This window comes from Roseisalinus antarcticus (assembly GCF_900172355.1).
Classification (GTDB): domain Bacteria; phylum Pseudomonadota; class Alphaproteobacteria; order Rhodobacterales; family Rhodobacteraceae; genus Oceanicola; species Oceanicola antarcticus_A.
Genome location: NZ_FWFZ01000015.1, coordinates 68,995 through 86,904 on the forward strand (window position 1 = coordinate 68,995; position 17,910 = coordinate 86,904).

The 17,910-nt window shown below is 65.5% G+C and carries 22 protein-coding genes; 5 read left to right on the forward strand and 17 right to left on the reverse strand.

All coding sequences use genetic code 11. The annotated features are described in order from the left end of the window. Window positions 1-12: 12 nt before the first annotated feature. Window positions 13-1,125 (reverse strand): zinc-binding dehydrogenase, encoded by a 1,113-nt coding sequence (locus tag ROA7023_RS14165; protein ID WP_085879692.1) that lies wholly within the window; start codon window positions 1,123-1,125, stop codon window positions 13-15. 333 nt (window positions 1,126-1,458) lie between these two features. Between ROA7023_RS14165 and ROA7023_RS25685 the strand changes: the two genes are divergently transcribed. Beyond that, window positions 1,459-2,370, forward strand: coding sequence for a class I SAM-dependent methyltransferase (locus tag ROA7023_RS25685; protein ID WP_370739230.1), 912 nt, complete (start codon window positions 1,459-1,461; stop codon window positions 2,368-2,370). Here the strand turns inward: ROA7023_RS25685 and ROA7023_RS14175 are convergent. Both ROA7023_RS14175 and ROA7023_RS14180 read right to left on the reverse strand, forming a co-directional pair. Beyond that, window positions 2,352-4,034 (reverse strand): hypothetical protein, encoded by a 1,683-nt coding sequence (locus ROA7023_RS14175; RefSeq protein WP_085879693.1) that lies wholly within the window; start codon window positions 4,032-4,034, stop codon window positions 2,352-2,354. The two genes, ROA7023_RS25685 and ROA7023_RS14175, sit on opposite strands and share 19 nt — an antisense overlap. After that, a complete protein-coding gene (locus tag ROA7023_RS14180; protein ID WP_085879694.1) occupies window positions 4,031-4,420 on the reverse strand; it encodes a hypothetical protein in 390 nt (129 codons plus the stop codon). Before ROA7023_RS14180 ends, ROA7023_RS14175 begins: the two co-directional genes overlap by 4 nt. Here ROA7023_RS14180 and ROA7023_RS14185 point away from each other — a divergent pair. After that, window positions 4,419-4,679 carry a hypothetical protein gene (locus tag ROA7023_RS14185; RefSeq protein ID WP_085879695.1) on the forward strand — a complete coding sequence of 87 codons (261 nt, stop codon included), beginning with the start codon at window positions 4,419-4,421 and terminating at the stop codon, window positions 4,677-4,679. The genes ROA7023_RS14180 and ROA7023_RS14185 overlap by 2 nt on opposite strands. 142 nt (window positions 4,680-4,821) lie before the next feature. On the opposite strand, the gene ROA7023_RS14190 is transcribed toward ROA7023_RS14185, so the two are convergent. The 6 genes from ROA7023_RS14190 to ROA7023_RS14215 all read right to left on the reverse strand — a co-directional run bounded on the left by ROA7023_RS14190 (window position 4,822) and on the right by ROA7023_RS14215 (window position 9,412). Next, window positions 4,822-5,715 carry a sulfotransferase family protein gene (locus ROA7023_RS14190; RefSeq protein WP_085879696.1) on the reverse strand — a complete coding sequence of 298 codons (894 nt, stop codon included), beginning with the start codon at window positions 5,713-5,715 and terminating at the stop codon, window positions 4,822-4,824. A gap of 294 nt (window positions 5,716-6,009) precedes the next feature. Further along, window positions 6,010-6,954: a TRAP transporter large permease subunit gene (locus ROA7023_RS14195; protein ID WP_085879697.1), complete on the reverse strand. Its 945-nt coding sequence runs from the start codon at window positions 6,952-6,954 to the stop codon at window positions 6,010-6,012. Next, window positions 6,951-7,529, reverse strand: a complete 579-nt coding sequence (locus tag ROA7023_RS14200) for a TRAP transporter small permease subunit (protein WP_085879698.1) — start codon at window positions 7,527-7,529, stop codon at window positions 6,951-6,953. The genes ROA7023_RS14195 and ROA7023_RS14200 overlap by 4 nt, the downstream gene beginning before the upstream one ends. 28 nt (window positions 7,530-7,557) lie before the next feature. Next, a complete protein-coding gene (gene dctP / locus ROA7023_RS14205; protein ID WP_085879699.1) occupies window positions 7,558-8,223 on the reverse strand; it encodes a TRAP transporter substrate-binding protein DctP in 666 nt (221 codons plus the stop codon). Continuing rightward, window positions 8,220-8,582 (reverse strand): type 2 periplasmic-binding domain-containing protein, encoded by a 363-nt coding sequence (locus ROA7023_RS14210; RefSeq protein WP_085879700.1) that lies wholly within the window; start codon window positions 8,580-8,582, stop codon window positions 8,220-8,222. The genes dctP and ROA7023_RS14210 overlap by 4 nt, the downstream gene beginning before the upstream one ends. 20 nt (window positions 8,583-8,602) lie before the next feature. Beyond that, on the reverse strand, window positions 8,603-9,412 hold the full coding sequence (locus ROA7023_RS14215; protein WP_085879701.1) for an alpha/beta fold hydrolase: 810 nt from the start codon (window positions 9,410-9,412) through the stop codon (window positions 8,603-8,605). Between the two features lie 128 nt (window positions 9,413-9,540). On the opposite strand from ROA7023_RS14215, the gene ROA7023_RS14220 reads away from it, so the two are divergent. From ROA7023_RS14220 to ROA7023_RS14230, 3 genes are all read left to right on the forward strand, one after another. Then, complete coding sequence (locus ROA7023_RS14220; RefSeq protein WP_085879702.1) at window positions 9,541-10,446, forward strand: helix-turn-helix domain-containing protein; 906 nt, start codon at window positions 9,541-9,543, stop codon at window positions 10,444-10,446. A gap of 360 nt (window positions 10,447-10,806) precedes the next feature. After that, window positions 10,807-11,142 carry an ArsR/SmtB family transcription factor gene (locus ROA7023_RS14225; RefSeq protein ID WP_085879703.1) on the forward strand — a complete coding sequence of 112 codons (336 nt, stop codon included), beginning with the start codon at window positions 10,807-10,809 and terminating at the stop codon, window positions 11,140-11,142. Then, window positions 11,135-11,590, forward strand: coding sequence for an SRPBCC domain-containing protein (locus ROA7023_RS14230; protein ID WP_085879704.1), 456 nt, complete (start codon window positions 11,135-11,137; stop codon window positions 11,588-11,590). The genes ROA7023_RS14225 and ROA7023_RS14230 overlap by 8 nt, the downstream gene beginning before the upstream one ends. Window positions 11,591-11,688: 98 nt before the next feature. Here ROA7023_RS14230 and ROA7023_RS14235 read toward each other — a convergent pair whose 3' ends face one another. From ROA7023_RS14235 to ROA7023_RS14270, 8 genes are all read right to left on the reverse strand, one after another. Continuing rightward, complete coding sequence (locus ROA7023_RS14235) at window positions 11,689-12,351, reverse strand: aspartate/glutamate racemase family protein (RefSeq protein ID WP_085879705.1); 663 nt, start codon at window positions 12,349-12,351, stop codon at window positions 11,689-11,691. A 37-nt stretch (window positions 12,352-12,388) separates the two neighbouring features. After that, window positions 12,389-12,766, reverse strand: coding sequence for an NAD-dependent epimerase/dehydratase family protein (locus tag ROA7023_RS14240; protein WP_085879706.1), 378 nt, complete (start codon window positions 12,764-12,766; stop codon window positions 12,389-12,391). Further along, window positions 12,763-13,239: an NAD-dependent epimerase/dehydratase family protein gene (locus tag ROA7023_RS14245; protein ID WP_159458524.1), complete on the reverse strand. Its 477-nt coding sequence runs from the start codon at window positions 13,237-13,239 to the stop codon at window positions 12,763-12,765. The genes ROA7023_RS14240 and ROA7023_RS14245 overlap by 4 nt, the downstream gene beginning before the upstream one ends. Before the next feature lie 25 nt (window positions 13,240-13,264). Next, window positions 13,265-14,014: an SDR family NAD(P)-dependent oxidoreductase gene (locus ROA7023_RS14250; RefSeq protein ID WP_085879708.1), complete on the reverse strand. Its 750-nt coding sequence runs from the start codon at window positions 14,012-14,014 to the stop codon at window positions 13,265-13,267. Window positions 14,015-14,018: 4 nt separating this feature from the next. Continuing rightward, the gene (locus ROA7023_RS14255) at window positions 14,019-14,888 is read right to left on the reverse strand and encodes an ABC transporter permease (RefSeq protein WP_085879709.1); all 870 of its coding nucleotides are present in this window, start codon (window positions 14,886-14,888) and stop codon (window positions 14,019-14,021) included. Further along, complete coding sequence (locus ROA7023_RS14260) at window positions 14,885-15,661, reverse strand: ABC transporter ATP-binding protein (RefSeq protein ID WP_085879710.1); 777 nt, start codon at window positions 15,659-15,661, stop codon at window positions 14,885-14,887. The genes ROA7023_RS14255 and ROA7023_RS14260 overlap by 4 nt, the downstream gene beginning before the upstream one ends. Continuing rightward, the gene (locus tag ROA7023_RS14265) at window positions 15,658-16,362 is read right to left on the reverse strand and encodes an ABC transporter permease (RefSeq protein WP_159458525.1); all 705 of its coding nucleotides are present in this window, start codon (window positions 16,360-16,362) and stop codon (window positions 15,658-15,660) included. The genes ROA7023_RS14260 and ROA7023_RS14265 overlap by 4 nt, the downstream gene beginning before the upstream one ends. A 166-nt stretch (window positions 16,363-16,528) precedes the next feature. Then, entirely contained in the window at window positions 16,529-17,857 is a 1,329-nt protein-coding gene (locus tag ROA7023_RS14270; RefSeq protein WP_085879712.1) for an ABC transporter substrate-binding protein, read from the reverse strand. Window positions 17,858-17,910 lie beyond the last annotated feature (53 nt).

Consider the following 17,910-nt stretch of genomic DNA (forward strand, 5'->3'; position numbering starts at 1 on the left):
CGGACCAGACCATTACGACCAGGGCGTGACGAGGTATTTCTCCCCCGTCTTCATTTCCCGGTAATCGGTCACGGCCTCCCTGGTCAGCATCTCTTCGAGATTGACGCTCTGCTTGTAGTGGCTCGCGAAGGTCGTCGTGAGGTTGTCGAGCACCCGCTTGCGCATCCGGCCCACCGTCTCGCCCCCGGCGGATTGAAGGAACGGGAACAGCAGCCAGCCCGACAGGGTCCAGCCGAAGCCATAGCTCGGAGACAGGATCGTCTGGCCGGTGTCCAGCCGACCATAGATGAACATCCGCTTGGGCTGGTTGGAGCCATAGCGCGAATAATCCGTCATCCGGCTCACCGCCACCTGCTCCATCGCCCTGAAGGCCGTGTCCACCGACTTGCCACCGCCGATGGGGTCGAAGCCGTAGAAGGCGCCCGTGTCGTCGATCGCCGAGACCAGCCGGCTCATGAAGTCGTCCTTCGAGGAATTGACCACATGGGTGGCCCCGAGCCCGCCAAGCAGCTCGGCCTGGCTGTCCCGCCGGACGATGTTGACCAGGCCGATGCCGTCCTCCTTGCAGATGCGGGTCAGCATCTGGCCCAGGTTGGAGGCGCCGACCGTGTGCAGGATCGCGTCCTGCCCGTCGATCTTCGCGTTCTCGACAAAGCCCAGGGCGGTCATCGGATTGACGAAGGCGCTGGCGCCCTCCTCGGCCGAATGATCCCCCAGCGGCAGGCAGGCAGAGGCGTCGGCGATGCAGTACTGGCTGAAGGCGTTGCCCGGGACACAGGCGACGCGCTGTCCGGCCAGCGCCTGCGCCGCGTCCCCGTTCCCGGCCGCGACAACCGTGCCGGCACCTTCGGTCCCGGCCGGCAGTTTCATCCCGTGCCGCGCCTTGGACCCGGTATTGTAGGGTTCGGGCACGGACGCAACGAACTTGCCCTCGGAAAAACTGGCGTTCTCCAGGTCCGCTCCGCCGACCAGGATCGCCAGGTCGGTCGGGTTGATCGGCGCCGCCTCCATCTTGACGAGCACCTGGGTGCCCGTCGGATCGGGAAAGCTCACCTCCTCGACCGCAACGGTCAGCGTTCCGTCGGCCTCCAGTGTCGTGAACAATTGCTTGCCGGTGGTTGCCATTTCGGGGTCTCCAGATTTCCGTGTCGCGATGTCAGGATCCCGGCAGGTGCCAAGATCGGAACCTCGGTCCTGATCACCCGTATACCGCGTCACCTAGCCCCATTGAATGGTCCGTCGAACCGACGAGTGCCATCTACGCGTCCTGCAGTCAGCCGGTCCGCGCTGCCGATGCGTCCGGTCACCGAGCTGCGCCGAAGACGCCCCATGCACCTGCCCGTTCGAAGCCGCCGGCCCCGCCCGACGCGGACCTGTCGACGCACCAGTGGTGTGGTGCGGCAAACGGCGCCGCGGTTTTTCGCGCCGCGCACCTGTTCACTTGGAGGGGTCTCGACAATGCCAACACACTCGGATCTCGATTCCAGGCGCGCGGGGCAAAGCCACGAGCACGACAGGGGCCGATGGAGTCGGTTGATCGCAAGGGAATTCCTCGACTGGCTTGCCCCGAAACACGCGGCCGATTGGCTGGAGATCGTTTGCGGATCCGGCGCCCTGACCTCGGCCATCCTGCAGGGGCATGCGCCCAATTCGATCCTCGCAACCGACGCGTCCGAGGACTTCGTCGCCCACGCGCGCAAGACCGTCACCGGCCCCAGGGTGCGTTTCGAGACGGCCACAGCCCAGACCCTGCCTCCGGAGGATGACAGCGTCGACATCGTGACATCGGCCCTCGTCCTGAACCTTGTGCCAGACCGTCGTGCGGGTCTGGTCGAAATGCAGCGTGTTCTGAAACCCGGGGGTGTTCTGTCGTTCCATGTCCGGGACCATCCGGGCGGAGGCATCGGTTTCATCGACGCTTTCCGGAAGGCTGCGGCCTCCCTCGATCCAGACGCGGGCGGGTTCGACGGAGGGTGCACGATTTCCCTTCTGCACGCCCGAGGCCCTGCGCGATACGTGCTCGGAAGCGGGTCTGCCGGATGCCGTGATAGCCCCGATCGAGATCGTGACAGAGTTCCAAATTTTGAAACGTTCCGGCACCCTTTCAGCTTGGGTGCGGGCCCTGCGCCCGGCGATTGCATGAGCATTGCCGAAGACCATCGCAACGCGCTCGGGATGCGCCTTGCCGAAAGGCTCGATCACGGCGGCCCTGTGCGAATGGCCGCGCGGCCCTGTGCGAATGGCCGCGCGGGCATGGGCGATGGCGGCAGGGACTTGAGGGGCGCAGTCCTGCCGGGACGCGTCTGCCACCGCCCGTCATGCGCCCCAAGACACCGGTCCGCCCCCTGGTCTCACAGCAAGAGATCGTAGTCGTAGGCTCCGATGATGCCCGCCTGGTCGAACACGAAATAGTCCACGGTTTCCGAGGTGTGCCACATTTCGGCATCCAGACTGGTTTCCTCCTGCACCGATACGTCGAACGTCATCGCCGTGCTGCCGTTGCCGCGCACCCAGGCCGTATCCCTGCCGGCGAAGCTCGACAGCATGGCGATCGCGTTGACCCCGCCGGCCGGGCCTTGGCCAAGGTCGACCGTCGCGTTCAGGTGGCCGACACCGGACGTGCTGCCCGCTTGCCAACCGACATCGCCGGCCGTGCCGCTGCCCTGCTCCATGGCGAGCCAGCCGATCGTCTCGGTCGCGTGAGTGTCGTTGAGGGCCTCTTTCTCCTGCATCGTCAGCCGGAAACCGTCCGCGTCGGCGTCGCGCTGGCGGGTTGTCACGAAGGCGGTGTCATTCGCCGTCTGGACCTGGCTGAGGATGACAGGGGCCTCGTCGAATTCGGCGTCGAAGGTGACCGGCTCGAACCCCTGCCAGGACAGCTGGCTGCTTTCGAGGGTGCCGGCCTCGAGGATCGTGCCGTCCGGCAGGATCCATGTTCCCGCCTCGATCACGATGTAATTCACCGTCTCGTCGGCATGCCCCCCACCCGCGGAGGTCGGTTCCTGCAGCTGAAAGGTCAGTTGGTTGCCGCTGACGTCGCTGACGCGCACGTCGACCGGATCCGCCGCGTTCTCGGTCGCGACGAAGGCGATCACGACCGGGTTCTCGTAGCTCCGCTGCAGCGTCAGCACCCGCACCTCGTCCGACAGGGCGAAGGTGCCGGTCTCGGCGACATTCCGCAGCGGCGCCGCAGAGAGCGCACCCGCCTGGTCGAAGACGAAATAGTCCGCGGTCTCGGGCACGTGGTCGGTTTCGGGATCCCCGCTGGTGTCCTCTTCCGCGGACAGCTCGAAGCTGGTGTTCGTGCTGCCGTTGCCGCGCGCCCAGGCCGGATCCTTGCCGGCGAAGCTCGTCAGCATGGCGATCGCGTTGGCCCCGCCGTCCAGGCTTGCGCCAAGCTCGACCGTTGCGTTCCCGTCGCCGACGCCCGACGTGCGTCCCGCGAGCCAGCTTACCTCGCCGGCCGTGCCGCTGCCCTGCTCCATGGCGAGCCAGCCGATCGTCTCGGTCACGTGCCTGTCGTTCTGTGACTCTTCCTCCTGCATCGTCAGCTGAAAGCTGTCCGCATCGGCGTCGCGCTGGCGGGTTGTGACGAAATCGCGGCCGTTGAACGTCTGCACCTGCGAGAGGACCACCGGCGCGCTGTCGAACTCGGCGTCGAAGGTGATCTGCTCGAAGCCTTTCGATGAGGTCTTGTTGCTTTCGATCGTGCCGGCCTCGAGCAAGGTGCCGTCCGGCACGATCCATGTCCCCGCCTCGACCACGAGGTAATTCACCGTCTCGTCGGTATGCCACACGTTGAGGAAATTCGGCTCCTGCAGCTGCAGGGTCAGCTCGTCGGCGCCGACGTCCCGCATGCGCACGTTGACCGGCTGCATGCCGTTCTCCGTCGCGACGAAGGCGATCACGACTGGATTGTCGTAGCTCCGCTGCAGGCTCACCGTCTGCAGGACATGGGTCAGCGACAGGATGCCGGTCTCGCCGAAGATATCCGATTGCGCCTCGACGGCGCCGATGCCGGGTGCCCCGTTCATGACGCGAGTCTCAAAGCGCACTCGACCGGACGGGCCTCGGTTGTGTCCTCGTCGCGGTCGAGGTCGACGCCGTCCGACGAACCTGCGCCGATGGATCCCGCATCGGTCAACGGGCTGTCCTCGATGGGTTTCATTGCCCTGACCAATCCGCCATTGCTCACAAGCGGCCCCGGCATCGGGACGCCGCTGTCCCCAGCTTCGTCGCCGCCCGGATCGTTGTCCATCTCGGCCTTTGTCCCGAGGAAACCGGCCTCGCAGAGATGGACACCCCCGCCCGCGCCGAGAGGGGCCCCGCTTTCGCGCACGGTCGGGTCGAAGAGGTAGACCGACACCCCGTCCATGGCGATGATCGTCCCGCCACTGCCCCCGGACCCAAAGCCCGGCATGGCAGAGTTCGCGGCATTCCCGCCGTTCAGCTTCAGGCCACCCGGCCTCACGTTCGAACCGGACAAGGCGCTGGCTGATCTGTCCGGCCTCATGATCCGGCCTCATGATCCGGCAGAGGGGGTTGCCGTCGATCGTGACCTTGGCCCCGGCGGCAACGACGATCCGGAAACGATCGCTGATCTCCAGCTGGCCGTGTTGAGGGTCGATGGTCGCGCCCGACACCGAAACGGCAAGATTGATCCCGTCGCTCTTTGTTGAACACGCGCTTGGGGGGGAGGGTCGAAAAGATCCCGATCGCCTCGCGCAGGGACCTATCGCAGAGACCTATCGCAGGGACCTCGCGCAGGCACAGGCGCCCGCTCGCGAGATCGATCCTGGATCCGATCGGCGGCGGTCGGTCTCAGGTCCCGATCGGCGTGGGGCCGGTTGGCATCGTGCCGCCGGGCGTTGCCGGGGCGTCCCCTGCCGTGGGCGGATTGGCGACGATCCGGAAGGCCTTCGAGGCCGGCAGATCGCGCCAGAAGGCGAGCGTGGAATATTTCTCGAACAGGTCGGGCGGCAGGATCGTCGTGCGCGGGCGCGGCGCCACTTCGGGATGCACCCGGTGCAGCCCGTCAAGCCCCAGCCCCGAATCGAATGTCGGCGCGTCGAAGTCCACCGCGCTGAAATCGTGCTCGAACGGCTGCTCGCCGAGGAAATCATAGACGAGCTTGAAGACCTCGGCCGGCCTGTTGACGAGCAGGTCGTATTCCAAGATCACGATCCGCTCGGCATAGTCCGAATAGCACGCCTCGCGCAGCGCGTGCCACGGATAGCCCACAAGCCGGTTGGCCCCGGCCAGGGCCTCGACCCGCGTGTAGACCGTCGAGCGTTCGCCGGGCGCGTTGAACAGCCGGGTATGCTCGAACGCGTTCTGGCGGAACTGCCGCTCCATCGAATCCATGATCCACGAGACATCGCGCACGAGGCAGATCACCCGCGCGTCCGGAAAGACCTGCATCAAGGCCGGCAGGTTGGCCGTCCAGGCGCGGTTGGTGTCGAAGATCACCTCCTCTGTGTGCTCGGCGTAATAGCTGTCGAACAGGCCGCGCAGCAGCCGTGCCCGCTGCGTATGCGTGACCGTCGTCGACAGTTCCGTGCCGGCGGACACCTGCGAGATCATCCCGTCGAAGAGGCTGGCGATCGGGCTGGACATTCCGGCATGAAAGCGCGGGTTCTGCCGAAGGATCGCCGCGGTCAGCGTGGAGCCAGACCGCGGCAACCCGGAAATGAAGTGGTATCGGCGCTCTGGCATGGTGTCTCCCGGGGTGCACCGCCCGAGTCTTGGCGGCGCGACGTTCCCCCGTCAACAGCGCAGGGCCGGATCTCGGGCGGCCGGCCAGTTGAATCAATCGGTTGGTGAAGACCTTGCGGATACGCGCACGACCGATCCGACCAGCGGCCCGGCCGGGCATCGCGCCGCGTGTCTGTCACAGGGACGTCGCCGCGCGTGGCCCGGCACCGCATGCTTGCATTGTCCCCGGCTGGGGGCGCGGGCAGGTCGTGCCCGCCCGGCGAGGCCCACGGGCCGGTCGCGCCAGACGGCTTGTCAGCTGAAAAGGACCGTGGGGAGCCATGTCACCAGCCCCGGAAAGATCATGATCAGGACGATGAGCGACAGCATGCATGCGATGAACGGCAAGACCCCGAATATGACATCCCGCACGTCCGAACCGGGCTCGCGTATCCCCTGGACGACATAGAGGTTCATGCCGACGGGCGGCGTCACCAGCGACAGTTCGCACATGACCACGACGAAAATGCCGAACCAGACCGGGTCGATCCCCTGCGCCGCGACGATCGGAGCGACGATGGGCACGGTCGTGATGAGCATCGACAGCGTTTCCATGAAGCATCCCATGGCGAGATACAGAACGACAAGCAGCAGGATCGTCGCCACCGGCCCGCCGGAGGTCTGTTCGACCCATTGCGCCACGGCCTGCGGAATGCCGATCAGCCCCAGGATGAAGTTCAGGAAGAACGCGGCCACGATCAGCAGCGTCACGATGCCGGTGATCCGGACGGTCGAGACGAACGCAGCGGACAGGACGGCCCACGTGAGCCTGCCCCGCAGCGCCGCGAGGACGACGGCGGACACCGTCCCGAGGGCCGCCGATTCCGTCGGCGTGGCGAAGCCGGAGTAGAGCCTGCCCATCACCACCGCGAAGATCGCGCTTGCGAAGACGTTGGTGTGGACAAGCCCGCCGGGCAGCCGCGCCATCCAGGCGGCGAGGGCGGCATAGAGCCGGTCGGTAATACCCGATCGAAGGAGGAGTTCCCCCATCAGCACGAAAATCGGCATCGAGACGAGCAGGTAATTGTTCGACGTGGACCACGCGAGATCGCCGATGTTCATCACCACGGGCGCCCCGAAGGTCAGGAGCGCCCCGGCCACGCCCAGCAGGGCCATGACCGCGGAAACGTGCAGCCCAAGAAGCGAGAAGCCCACGAGGCACCCGATGTAGATGGCGGCGAGCATGGCGGGATCGATCATCGCGGCGGCTCCCGGCCCGACTGCCGCACGCGGGCCGCCTCGATCTCGGCGGCGGTCTGGGACCTTGCGCCCGCGATCTCGACCAGTTTGCCTGCCGCGTCGACCCGGCCGCGGGACAACAGATACAGGACCGAGCCCAGGCGCCACAGGATCGTGGCCGTGAACGCCGCCAGAAGGACAAGCCAGATCCCCTGGGGAATGACCAGCGGTGTCCGCAATGGCGTCGGGGCGAGTGCGCCCAGCTCCCAGGATCGCAGCCATTGCGCGGTCGCCCGCCAGGTCAGAAGCCCCGCGAAGGCGGCCAGCGCGAGGTGGGACAGGATGTTGACGGCAAGCCTGGGCAAGCGGCCCACGCGCGACAGGACCAGATCCACCCGGATATAGGCGTTCGCCGAATAGGCCGCGATGAAACCGACTGCCGACACGATGGCATAGACATAGCCACCGATCTCGTCGACGCCCGCCAGGGAATGGTCGAAGACCTTCCTCAGAAGCACTTCCACCGCGGTCAGGAACGCAAGGCCAGGCAAGGCGGCCCCGGCGGCAATCGAGACGAGTTCAAGTGTCCGTTTCACGTCTCTCTCCGCCGGGGCCGGGTCATCATCATTCGATGCTAAAGCCGGTCGTCGCGCCCACGGTCTCGTTCCAGATCGCCGTGCAGCCCGGGTAGGCCGCCTCGCATTCCTCGGCCCAGCCCGGCAGGACGACCTGTTCCACGGCCTCGATCAGCAACGCCTCGTCCGCGGCACCATACTCCGACAAGGTCATGTCCGCAGGCGTCCCGATCTCGCAAGGCTCTGCGCCGGTGGAGCAATCGACACCGTCCTGCGTCGCTTGTTCGGCGACCGACCACATCCGGGCCTCCATGTCGGCGAAGAGAGCGGCCATCTCCGCCTGCTCATCCTCGGACAAAGCCTCCCAGAAATCGCCATTGGCGACATGCAGCTGGATCGCCCAGCTCATCGGCAGGGAATAGAGCGTGTCCGTGACCTCGAACCAATTGGCCTCGTTGCCTGACAGCGAGGCGGTGACCGCGCAGTCGATCACGCCACGCTGGAGGCTGGGATAGACCTCCGAGAAGGCCAGCGTCACACCGGTCGCACCGAAATGCGATACCAGGTCATTGAGCGCGGAGGAAAAGACCCGGACCTTCTTGCCTTCCAGGTCCTCCAGCCCGTCCAGCGGGCCGCTGCAGAACAGCATCTGCGCCGGATAGGGCCATATCGCGAGCACCTCGCCGTCGAAGCGTTCGCGCACCCGCTCGGTCAACGGGGCGCGGTAGGCCTCGATCGCGGCATGATCCCCGGAAGATCCAGTCCGAGGACGAAAGGATCGTCGCCCGAGACATATCCCGGCGAGATCGCCATCACCTGGAAGGCGCCCGATTGCAGTTGCCGGAACGCGTCGAACCCCTGCAGACCAAGCTCGTTTATCGACCGGAACCGAACCTCGTAAGCCCCGTCGGTCGCCTCACCCAGCCCCTCGAAGAACGGCTTCTCGATCTGGCTGTTCTGGTATTGGTTGGAGAAGCCGCCGATGGCGTTCAGCGCCGTCTGTGCGACGCCTGCGGCCGGTGCCAGGGCCAGACCGGCAACGAGGCAGGTCGGAAGGGTATGAAGTTTGCGCATGGAATATCCTTTCGGGAACGTCATTTCGGCAGGCGTGCTGCCGGTTCGGTGATCTGGTCGAGAAAGTCCGCGAGGGCCCGGTCGAAGGCCGCAGGATCCTCGAGCATGGGGGAGTGGCCGCAGGTCTCGAACACCACCAGACGGGCGTCGGGCAGGCCCTCGCGCAGCGCCTCGGCGTGGCCGATGGGGCGACCGACATCCTGACGGCCATGCAATATGAGCGCGGGCGCGTGGATCTCGCCGAGCCGCGGCAGCACGTCCGTGTCCATGAGGCTCTGCTGCACGTCGATCATGGCCTCAAGCGGCGCGGTCAAGGCTCTGGCGACATAGGCGTCGAAGAAGCCGGGCGGCGGCGGCCTGTGAAACCAGTTGGCGCTGATATCCGTCATCAGGCGGGTCGAGACGCCCTCGCTGCGCAGCCGGTCCAGCAGGGTCTGCCCCACGCCATGCTGTTTCATCGAGGGACCGGTGCTGACCAGGACGACCCCGCCGAACGCGTCCGGCGCTTCCAGCGCGGCCAGCTGGCAGACGACCCCGCCCATGGAGTGGCCGACGATGACGGGCCGGACCAGCTCCAGCTCCGCGGCGAACCGGACAAGCCGGCGGGCAAAGCTGGCCACGGTGTAGCCGTCCGGAGGCGGCTCGGAGCGCAGGAAATTGTTCAGGGCATAGCCACGGTAGCGGTCGGGCAACCCCTGCATCGTGACATGCCAGAGCTCCGAAGGGCTGCCGAACCCGCCATGAACAAAGATCACGGCAGGCCCCTGCGTTCCGGTCCTGTCAAAGCAGACGCGGGCGCAGTCGATGTCGATGGTGCAGTCGGTTTCCATGCTGTCCCTGTCGTCCTGGGCATTGATCTTTTGCAGTGTCGCGCATTTTCAGTCTCACGAGGGTTCCAAGTTCAGCGAAAACCGAGAATTATGGAGACCGATTATCACTGAATGAGACAGCTGCCGCGATGGTCGAACGCAGGGCGAAACGCTTTCCCGAGATCGGCGACCGCCTGCGGGCCTACCGCGTCGCCACCGACCGCAGTGTCGACGACATCGCCAACCGGCTCGGCGCCAGCCGGGCAGCCGTCTACCGTTATGAAAAGGGCGAGGTGGTCAAGATCGAGACGATCGAGCGGCTCGGTCGCCTCCTGGGGGTTCCGCTGACGGTTCTGCTGGGCGTCGAGATCGAATTCGTCTCCAACGGACAGGTCTTCTTCGAACGCCTGAGGCAGATCGAGGAACAGGCCCTTTCAAAGGTCGTGGTCTACGGACCGGTCGCCTATGTCCTGACCTCGGACGAATACGACGACGTCCTGCGCCAGGCCCTGCGGGAAACCTACGCCGAGGAGGCCGCCGCCACGCCGCAGGGCCTCGACAGGCTGATGGCCTGCCTCAAGCAACGAAAGCAGGCCTACAGGGGACACCGGACCGGGATCGTCAGCATCTCTTCGCTGGCGGAGATCGAGCGTTTCCTGGCCACGGGGCTGGTGGCGCGGACCGGGGTCCGGTCCAATGTGTCACGCGCACGCCGCGCACACGCCGTCCGCGAGGTCCGGCACATGGCCCATCTGCTGCGTCATCCGCCAATGGGTGTTCAGATCGGCATCCTGACAGGCGGGCTGCCGGTGAGCGGGTTTCAGATCGTGCGTCAGCGCGATCGGATCCGTGTCGTCACAAGCCCGTTCCGGATCGGCGACCTGCCCAACATCCGTGTCGGGGTCGCGTCGATCAACGACATGCCGCACGTCGTGCAGATGCACGAGGAACTGGCCAATGAATTGTGGACAGAGGCAATGATCGGCGGCCCCGCCGCGGACATTCTCGAAGACCTCGCCGAAGCGGCCGAACGGGATGACCTTGCCCGGAACTGATCGCGCTCAGCGGGGCCGGTGCCGGCCGGTCGTGCCAAGGCCCTGCCCTCTCGGTGACGGTCATTGCCCCCCTCGCCTAGACCCGTCCGACCCCTGAAAAACGGTCAGGCCAGGCACGAGCGGGACCTGCCCGAAGTGCCGCCGGCGCGGCGGAGGGCGTCACGCCCCGTCGCAGGAGTGCCGTCTTCCCCGCGGGGAATACGCACGCTCCGCCAGCGGTTTACGCAACACCCCGCCGCATGCCCCCTCGATAGGTCCGGGATCGGCCCGGCAGGGTCCGGCACTGGACGTCAGAACGATACTTACCCAAACAGCTATCTTTTTCGTTGACCAAGGCGCGGGTCGCCATTACTTAGCCATATGGCTAGCAATCTCGATCACTTCTTCTCCGCCCTCGCCGATCCCACCCGGCGCGCGGTGATCGCCCGGCTGACATCCGGCCCCGCCTCGGTGTCGGAGCTGCACGCGCCCCACGACATGGCCCTGCCCTCCTTCCTCAAGCACCTCGGCAAGCTCGAATCCGCGGGGATGGTCCGGTCCTTGAAGATCGGCCGCGTCCGGATGGTCCATATCGAAGCGGTCCCGATGGCCGAGGCCGAAGACTGGCTCAAGACACAACGGCGCATCTGGGAGGGCCGCCTCGACCGGCTGTCCGCCCTCGCCGAGCACCTCGAAAGGAACGGCGACCATGGCTGACTACGAGACCCTCACCCTGGACCGCGCCATCCGCTGCGCCCCCGACCGGCTGTTCCACGTGATCACCGACCGCGACCTGCGCCAGAGGTGGTCCGGCCCCGACGACGAGAGCGTCGTGATCATCGACCACTACGATTGCCGGCCCGGCGGGCGCGAAGAGACCCGGTGCGGGCCGAAAGAGGCCCCCGAGTTCAACACCACCAGCCTGTTCCACGTGGTCACGCCGGAGTTCATCTCGCTGACCGAGACCCTGGCCGTGGGCGGCGAGACGATGTCGATCGCGCTGTGCGGCCACGAGATTTCGGCAAGCGCCACGGGCAGCGCCCTGCGCGTGACCTTGCAGATCACGAGCCTGGTCGGGGCGGAGCTCTACGACGATTATCGCGGCGGCTGGTCCGGCGCCCTGGACAAGCTCGCGACGCTGGCCGCGGACCCCGACCGGGTCTGACGGGCCGGGCCGGGATGGCGGAACGCATGTGCGAGGGCAAGTGGCGGAGGGGCTGGACCTTGCGCCGACCCTGCTCCACACCGGCCAGGATCCTTCTATCAAGACGCCTGGAACGTGCGCTCCGCGATGAGCGCACCCGCCAGCCACGTGGCCGCCCGCACACCGTCGATCAGCCTGACTTTGGTCGTCCGCTGCAAGATCTCTCGGTGGCGGGACGTGCCGGCACAGCCGAGGATGATACTGTCCGCACCAGCCGCCTCCAGGTCATCGATCCTTGTGCGCACGCGGGCCAATGTCGCGTCTGAGCCGTCTTCCAGCACCTGTGGACTGAGACCGCAGGCCATAACCGGCAGCGAGACTTCGGCAAATCCGTTCTGACGGATGTTTCCTTCCAGGACGGGTATCGCCACGTCGACGGACGTCAGCACGGCAAAGCAGGTGCCTTGCAGCGCGGCGAAGTGATACGACGCCTGCCCGATCCCCAGGACCGGGCATTGCGCCCGTGCTCGGACCTCGGCAAGGCCGGTGTCATCGAAGCAGGCGACGATCATGGCCTGGGCCCCCCAATCCGCTGCGGTCGGCACCATGTCCGTCAGCCAGGGCACGACGGCGTCGCCATCGACTGGACCCTCTATCGTTGCGGGTCCGGTCGTGTTCGTCCAACCGACGATCTCCGCTTCGGGAAAGACATCCTGTGCGGTGGCATCGATGCTTTCGGTCATCGAACTCGAAGAGTTCGGGTTCATGAAAACGATCCTCATGGCGCTAACGCTCCACTTTCGAGATCTGCAATTGATTTCAATGAGGTGACGCTTTCTCGCGTGCCAGTTCGTCTGCGTATCTGCCGATGCCGGAGAAGATGTCCGTCCGAGGGCGCCAGCCGAGATGCTGCCTTGCCACGTCGATCAGCAATCGTGCGGACAGGGCGTCGTCCGGCGGCGGACCGGTGCCGACGCTGCTCCGTGCTTGCCCCAATCGGGCTTTGACGATCCCGGCAAGATCCTCGAACCGCGGACAGAGGCTGTCGGAAAGGTTGAAGGCCATGCCCGATACCCCCCGGGCGGTCAATGCAGCGCAGACCGCGTCGGAAACGTCGTCGACCCAGACGAACTGACGCGTCCATCCGCTGCCATACTCAAGCCGCGTCTGCCGACCTTCCAGCGCGTCGGTGATCATGCTCCGGATGACGCAGGGGTCCGCCGCCGTGGTCCATAGACCCAAGCGGGGCGGAGTATGACGATGTCCAGGCCGTGCTCGGCAGCATAGCAACGTGCGACGAGTTCGCCGCCGATCTTCGAGCAGCCGTAGGCGTCCCTCGCGACAAGCGGGGCGTCCTCGCCGACCGTCGGCCCGGTCGCGTTGCCATAGACCGACGCGCTGGAGACCAGGACAATGCGCCCGACTCCGGTCAGCCGAGCGGCCTCGAAGAGGTCGAGCGTGCCGTGTTCGGACAGGAAGCGCGCGATCCTGTCGACGCCGCCTACGTCGAGAATGCGGGCCGTGAAGGCCGCATCCGCGGGGCGGTCGGCCAGGAGGTCGGTTGGAACGACGGGCAAGCCGCCGGCCTGCAGCGCAAGAGTGACGCTGTGTCCGATCAGACCGTAGGCTCCGGTCACCAGGACCGGCTCGTTGCTGCGCAGCTCGGTCATGGCCGGATGTCCCCGGGCATTCGTTTCATAGAAACACGTCCCCCCCATTCGGCGACAGGGTCTGCCCGACGTAATAGTCGCCGCCCGACGACGCCAGAAGGACAGCGGTGGGGGCGATCTCGGCCGGTTGCCCGAACCGGCCGATGGGCAGTTGGGCCATCTTCCAGGCCTGCCATTCCGGCGACAGCGCGTCGGTGAGAGCCGTCTCCACAGGACCGGGAGCGATGGCATTGACCAGAATGCCGTCCTTGACGACTTCCGCGGCCAGCGCGCGGGTGAACCCCACAACCCCGGCCTTCGAGGCGCTGTAATGGGTCAGGCCGGGGGCCCCTTTGTAGGCGAGCTGGGAGGCAATATTGATGATCCGGCCCCAGCGGCGCCGTCGCATCCCGGCCAACGCCAACTGGGACAACAGGAACTGCGCGCGCAGGTTCACCGCGATCATCTTGTCGAAATCGGCCACCGAGATTTCGTCGAACGGCTGGTCACCGCCGGTCCCGGCGTTGTTGACGAGGATGTCCACTGGCCCGAATGCCGCTGCCGCCTCCCACAGCCGTGTCAGGGCAACCGGGTCGGCGACATCACCTTGAACCGAGGCCACGCGACGGTCGAGCGCCGCAATCCGGGATTCGACCAGGCGCGCACCCTCCGGGTCGTCATGATGACAGAAGACGACGTCTGCGCACTCTTCTGCGAAAGACACGGCGATCGCTGCTCCGATGCCGCGGCTCCCGCCGGTGACAAGGGCAGTCCTGCCCTTCAACTTCTGCGTCAAGTCATCACCTCCGATCGCTTTCCGGCATCCATTCAAGCGCACGCCGGATCAGGTGCCGGACGAAGACATTGCTTGCGGCGGCCAGCGCGAGCACGATCAGGGTCACCAGCGCCATGCGACCCGTGTTGCTCATGAACTGTGCAAAGGTCAGGATCCGGCCAAGGCCGCTGTCGATGCCGATGTATTCGCCGGCGATGACCGCGGACCATGCGAGGCCAAGCACGAGCAAGGCACTCGACATCATCTCCGGCAGGATCGCCGGCACGATTACGCGCGCAAAGATCTGGAGCCGGCTCGCGCCCAGTGTCCTGGCGTATTCGACATAGCGGGCCGGAACGTTCGACACGCTGTTGACGGTGCCGACAAGCAGCACCGCGCCGGTGGCCATCGCAACGAAAGAGATGACCCCTGCCGTGTTCGTGCCGACCCAGAACTGAAACAGCGGGATCATCGCCAACAGCGGCACCATCCGCATGACCCCAAGAGGCATGTAGGCAGCCCGGCGCACGAACGGCGACCACGAGAGCACAAGCCCGAGGCCAACCCCGAGAACGGTGCCGAGGAACACCCCCGCGAGAAGCCGAAGGACGGTAAGCGAGGTGTGCCAGCCCAGCGCCAGGAACGCGCCGAGATAGGTCTGCTCGCCGCCCAGGGAGGTGATGGGAGCCCAGAACGGAAACTTCCAGTAATCGGACATCCCAAGCAGGCTTTCGCCAAGAATGTTCCCGAAAGACGGCACGAGGGGTGTCTGGGCCAACACCGTCTTGGGGCTGAGCCACGCGGCGATCTCCCAACCGGCGACCAGCAGGACGACCGTGGCAATGCCAATGCGATGTGACCGCAAGAAAGCGCCCATGCCGGTCATGCCGGTCATGCCGGTCCCTCCGGCGTCCCGGCCGACAGACCGAGGCGACGAACGATCTCGCGGGTGATGGCAAGCGCCTCGGGCGAACTCCTCTCGTCCTCGAGGCGCGGACGCGGCAACGGACAGTCGAGATCGGCGAGGATCCCACCATCCGAAACGATCAGGATCCGGTCGCCGAGCACCAGCGCCTCTTCGATGTCATGCGTGACAAAGACGATCGTGGTTTCGGTTTGGCGCCAGAGATCGAGAAGGACCGAATGCAACACGGAGCGGGTCACGAAATCCAGTGCGCCGAACGGCTCGTCCATGATCAGCGTCTCGGGCTCGGTCGCGAAGACCGTCGCAAGCGCGACACGCTTGCGCATCCCGCCGGAAAGCTCACGGGGCCATTTGCCCGCAGCATCGGCAAGACCGACGGCGGCAAGCCATTCCTGCGCCTTCCGGCTCCGCTCCTGCTTGGGCATCGAGCGTGCGCGCAACCCGAATTCGACGTTGTCCTGCACCCGAAGCCAAGGAAAGACCGTATCCTCCTGAAAGACCATTCCGCGGTCTTCGCCCGGCCCCTCGACCGCTTTGCCACCTACCGTCAAGGATCCCTGGCTGGGCTTGACCAGCCCGGCGAGCGTGCGGACGAGCGTGGATTTTCCGCCCCCCGACTTGCCGACGATGCAGACGAACTGGCCGGCCGGGATCCGGAGCGTGATGTCGTTCAGCGCCAGCTCATCGACATTCGGGTCATACCGGACCGATACGCCGTCAAGATTGATGCCGTCCATGCTCATCTCGCGGCTCCGGACAGGTTCGCCACGCTGGCCCACCTGAGCAGCCGGGCCCGTATCGCCAGCAGGGTTCCATCGACCAGAAGCGCAAGAACCGCGAGCAGCGCGACCACCGCCATGATCCCCGTCAGGTCATAGACCGAGCGCAGTGCGACGATGACCCGTCCCGAGCCGTATTGCCCACCCAGCATCTCGGTCGCGGCAGCGATGCCCCAGTTGCCGGCAAAGGCGATCCGCAAGCCGCCGAAGATCTCTGGCAGCGATCCCGGAAGTCGGACCCGAAGAAAGCGTGTTGTCGCGGATGCGCCGAGCGTCGCCGCGTATTCGCTGAACGCGGGTGACAGGTTGTTCACACCGCGCAGCGTGAAGACATAGAGGATCGCCGCCGAATAGATCGCCACCTGGACGACCTGTGCCGTGCCGGACAGGCCGAACCAGATCAGGAAGAATGGCGCCAGAACGATGATCGGCATGGTCCCGAAGAGCGACATGATCGGCCCCAGGACCTGTCCGATTTCGCGCCTCTCGGCGCTTGCCAGGCCCGCGGCAATCCCGACTGCGACACCGATGACGCCCCCCGTCAGGACATTCCTTGCAGTGAAGAGGAGGTGGGGAAGATACCCCCCGCTTGGCAATCCGATCCCCGGCAAACGCTCGCTCGACACAAGATTGAAGATCGCATTGCCCGCAACCTGGTGGGGCATGGGCACGCGACTGCCGACAATGAACGAGATCAGGTACCACCCGCCAAGCGAGACAAGGACGCCGAAGACGACTGCCGGATCGACAGCGCGTCGGTATCGCCTTGTCCTGCTCAGCAAGCGGTTTGCCCGGGATCGCGAAGGGGAGATGAGTGCCGTCTCCATCTGATTAGGTGAGCGAAGCTTCCAGGAAACGCACGGCGTCGAGGAAGTTGTACTTCGTTGCCCAGGATTTTCCTGCCTCCGCCAGCACCAGCTTGTCGCCGCTCAGACCGGCCTGATCCGCTTCGACGGCAAGCATCGCGGCCCTGGCTTTCAACTCCACGGCCTCCTGCCAGAATTCCTTGGCGACGAACAACTCGTCCAGGTCGTACTCGCCAGGCGCGATCGCGCCATCCGCGATGAACTTCTCGATCTGGTCCCGATAGACGTTGACGTAGTTCAGCGCATAGTCCGGATCGGTCCAGATGCGTTCTTGAGCCTCCCATGTGAAGAAGGGGTCGAGCTCTTCGAAGATGAACTTGATGGCGTCCGCATCCAGGGAGGACCCGTTCGCCGCGTTCACATAGGGCACCTGCTTGTTCAGCTCGGCCATCTGGTTCGGGCCGAAAATGTCGGCCGTCGTCCGGTACATGACCGAGTTGAACCGATGGATCGCGTCGCGGTTGGCATCAATGTAATCGGTGGTTGCGGCGAAGCCGTCGAAGTTGAGAAGTTTCTTGACCACCTCCGCGCCTTCACCGGTCGCCAGCCGCACCATTTGCCGGGTGCTGATCAGCGGGCGCCAGTTGGCCTGGAACTGAAGCTGATAGATCTGGACCGCGCCAGCCGGGGAACTGAACGGGACACCGCCCGAGACTGCCAGCTGTACGGCGTTGGGATCCTCAAGGCTCACAAGCTCGGAATCCTCCAACGTCATGTCTCCGAAGGCGTAGACGAATTCGAGCCATGGCCGGGTCGAGATCGTCGGCGGCACGGTCAGTTTCTGGCCCCGCAATTGATCGACCGTCAGCTTGGCCGCTTCGAGGAATTCGTGCCCCTCGTCGACAAAATCGTCGAGCGTCTTGAACCCGGAATCAGGGCCGGTGAGGATCGTATTGCCCTGCCAATAACTGTGGATGAGGAAGGGCTTGATGTTGATGATCTTGTCGAGCGCCGGCGTCAGCACACCCACGAAGATCGTGCTGATGTCGACCTCGTCGTTGTCGAGAAGCGGTACAGTCTGGTTTTCGAAGACGATGCGCCCGTCGGCGGGGTCGAGGTCGATGCCGACCTCGTCGAAGTAGCCGTTCCGGACACCGATGATCGGCCAGGTATGGTTGGTGTAGGACACCATGGAGAACCTCGCGGTGACCGCCGGAATCTCGGGAGCCAAGGCCAGCGCTTGCCCGACCGTCCCCGGCAAGAGGTTCAGTGCTGCCGGCGCGGCCACCGATCCGCCCAGAAGCCGAAGCATCCTGCGACGGTCGAGCATCTGGGGCTTTGTATATGTGAACATGTATATTCCCTTTCCTCCTGATCGGTTGCGTCTCGCGCGATTTGCATCGCTGG

Coding starts and splice junctions, on each gene's coding strand:
- ROA7023_RS14265 (WP_159458525.1), bottom strand. CDS start 16,362: ATGCCCCACCAGGTTGCGGGCAATGCGATCTTCAATCTTGTGTCGAGC.
- ROA7023_RS25685 (WP_370739230.1), top strand. CDS start 1,459: ATGCCAACACACTCGGATCTCGATTCCAGGCGCGCGGGGCAAAGCCAC.
- ROA7023_RS14260 (WP_085879710.1), bottom strand. CDS start 15,661: ATGAGCATGGACGGCATCAATCTTGACGGCGTATCGGTCCGGTATGAC.
- ROA7023_RS14225 (WP_085879703.1), top strand. CDS start 10,807: ATGGCTAGCAATCTCGATCACTTCTTCTCCGCCCTCGCCGATCCCACC.
- ROA7023_RS14215 (WP_085879701.1), bottom strand. CDS start 9,412: ATGGAAACCGACTGCACCATCGACATCGACTGCGCCCGCGTCTGCTTT.
- ROA7023_RS14255 (WP_085879709.1), bottom strand. CDS start 14,888: ATGACCGGCATGACCGGCATGGGCGCTTTCTTGCGGTCACATCGCATT.
- ROA7023_RS14220 (WP_085879702.1), top strand. CDS start 9,541: ATGGTCGAACGCAGGGCGAAACGCTTTCCCGAGATCGGCGACCGCCTG.
- ROA7023_RS14210 (WP_085879700.1), bottom strand. CDS start 8,582: ATGCGCAAACTTCATACCCTTCCGACCTGCCTCGTTGCCGGTCTGGCC.
- ROA7023_RS14185 (WP_085879695.1), top strand. CDS start 4,419: ATGGCAGAGTTCGCGGCATTCCCGCCGTTCAGCTTCAGGCCACCCGGC.
- ROA7023_RS14165 (WP_085879692.1), bottom strand. CDS start 1,125: ATGGCAACCACCGGCAAGCAATTGTTCACGACACTGGAGGCCGACGGA.
- ROA7023_RS14175 (WP_085879693.1), bottom strand. CDS start 4,034: ATGAACGGGGCACCCGGCATCGGCGCCGTCGAGGCGCAATCGGATATC.
- ROA7023_RS14190 (WP_085879696.1), bottom strand. CDS start 5,715: ATGCCAGAGCGCCGATACCACTTCATTTCCGGGTTGCCGCGGTCTGGC.
- ROA7023_RS14240 (WP_085879706.1), bottom strand. CDS start 12,766: ATGATCACCGACGCGCTGGAAGGTCGGCAGACGCGGCTTGAGTATGGC.
- ROA7023_RS14235 (WP_085879705.1), bottom strand. CDS start 12,351: ATGAGGATCGTTTTCATGAACCCGAACTCTTCGAGTTCGATGACCGAA.
- ROA7023_RS14195 (WP_085879697.1), bottom strand. CDS start 6,954: ATGATCGATCCCGCCATGCTCGCCGCCATCTACATCGGGTGCCTCGTG.
- ROA7023_RS14180 (WP_085879694.1), bottom strand. CDS start 4,420: ATGCCGGGCTTTGGGTCCGGGGGCAGTGGCGGGACGATCATCGCCATG.
- ROA7023_RS14270 (WP_085879712.1), bottom strand. CDS start 17,857: ATGTTCACATATACAAAGCCCCAGATGCTCGACCGTCGCAGGATGCTT.
- ROA7023_RS14245 (WP_159458524.1), bottom strand. CDS start 13,239: ATGACCGAGCTGCGCAGCAACGAGCCGGTCCTGGTGACCGGAGCCTAC.
- ROA7023_RS14230 (WP_085879704.1), top strand. CDS start 11,135: ATGGCTGACTACGAGACCCTCACCCTGGACCGCGCCATCCGCTGCGCC.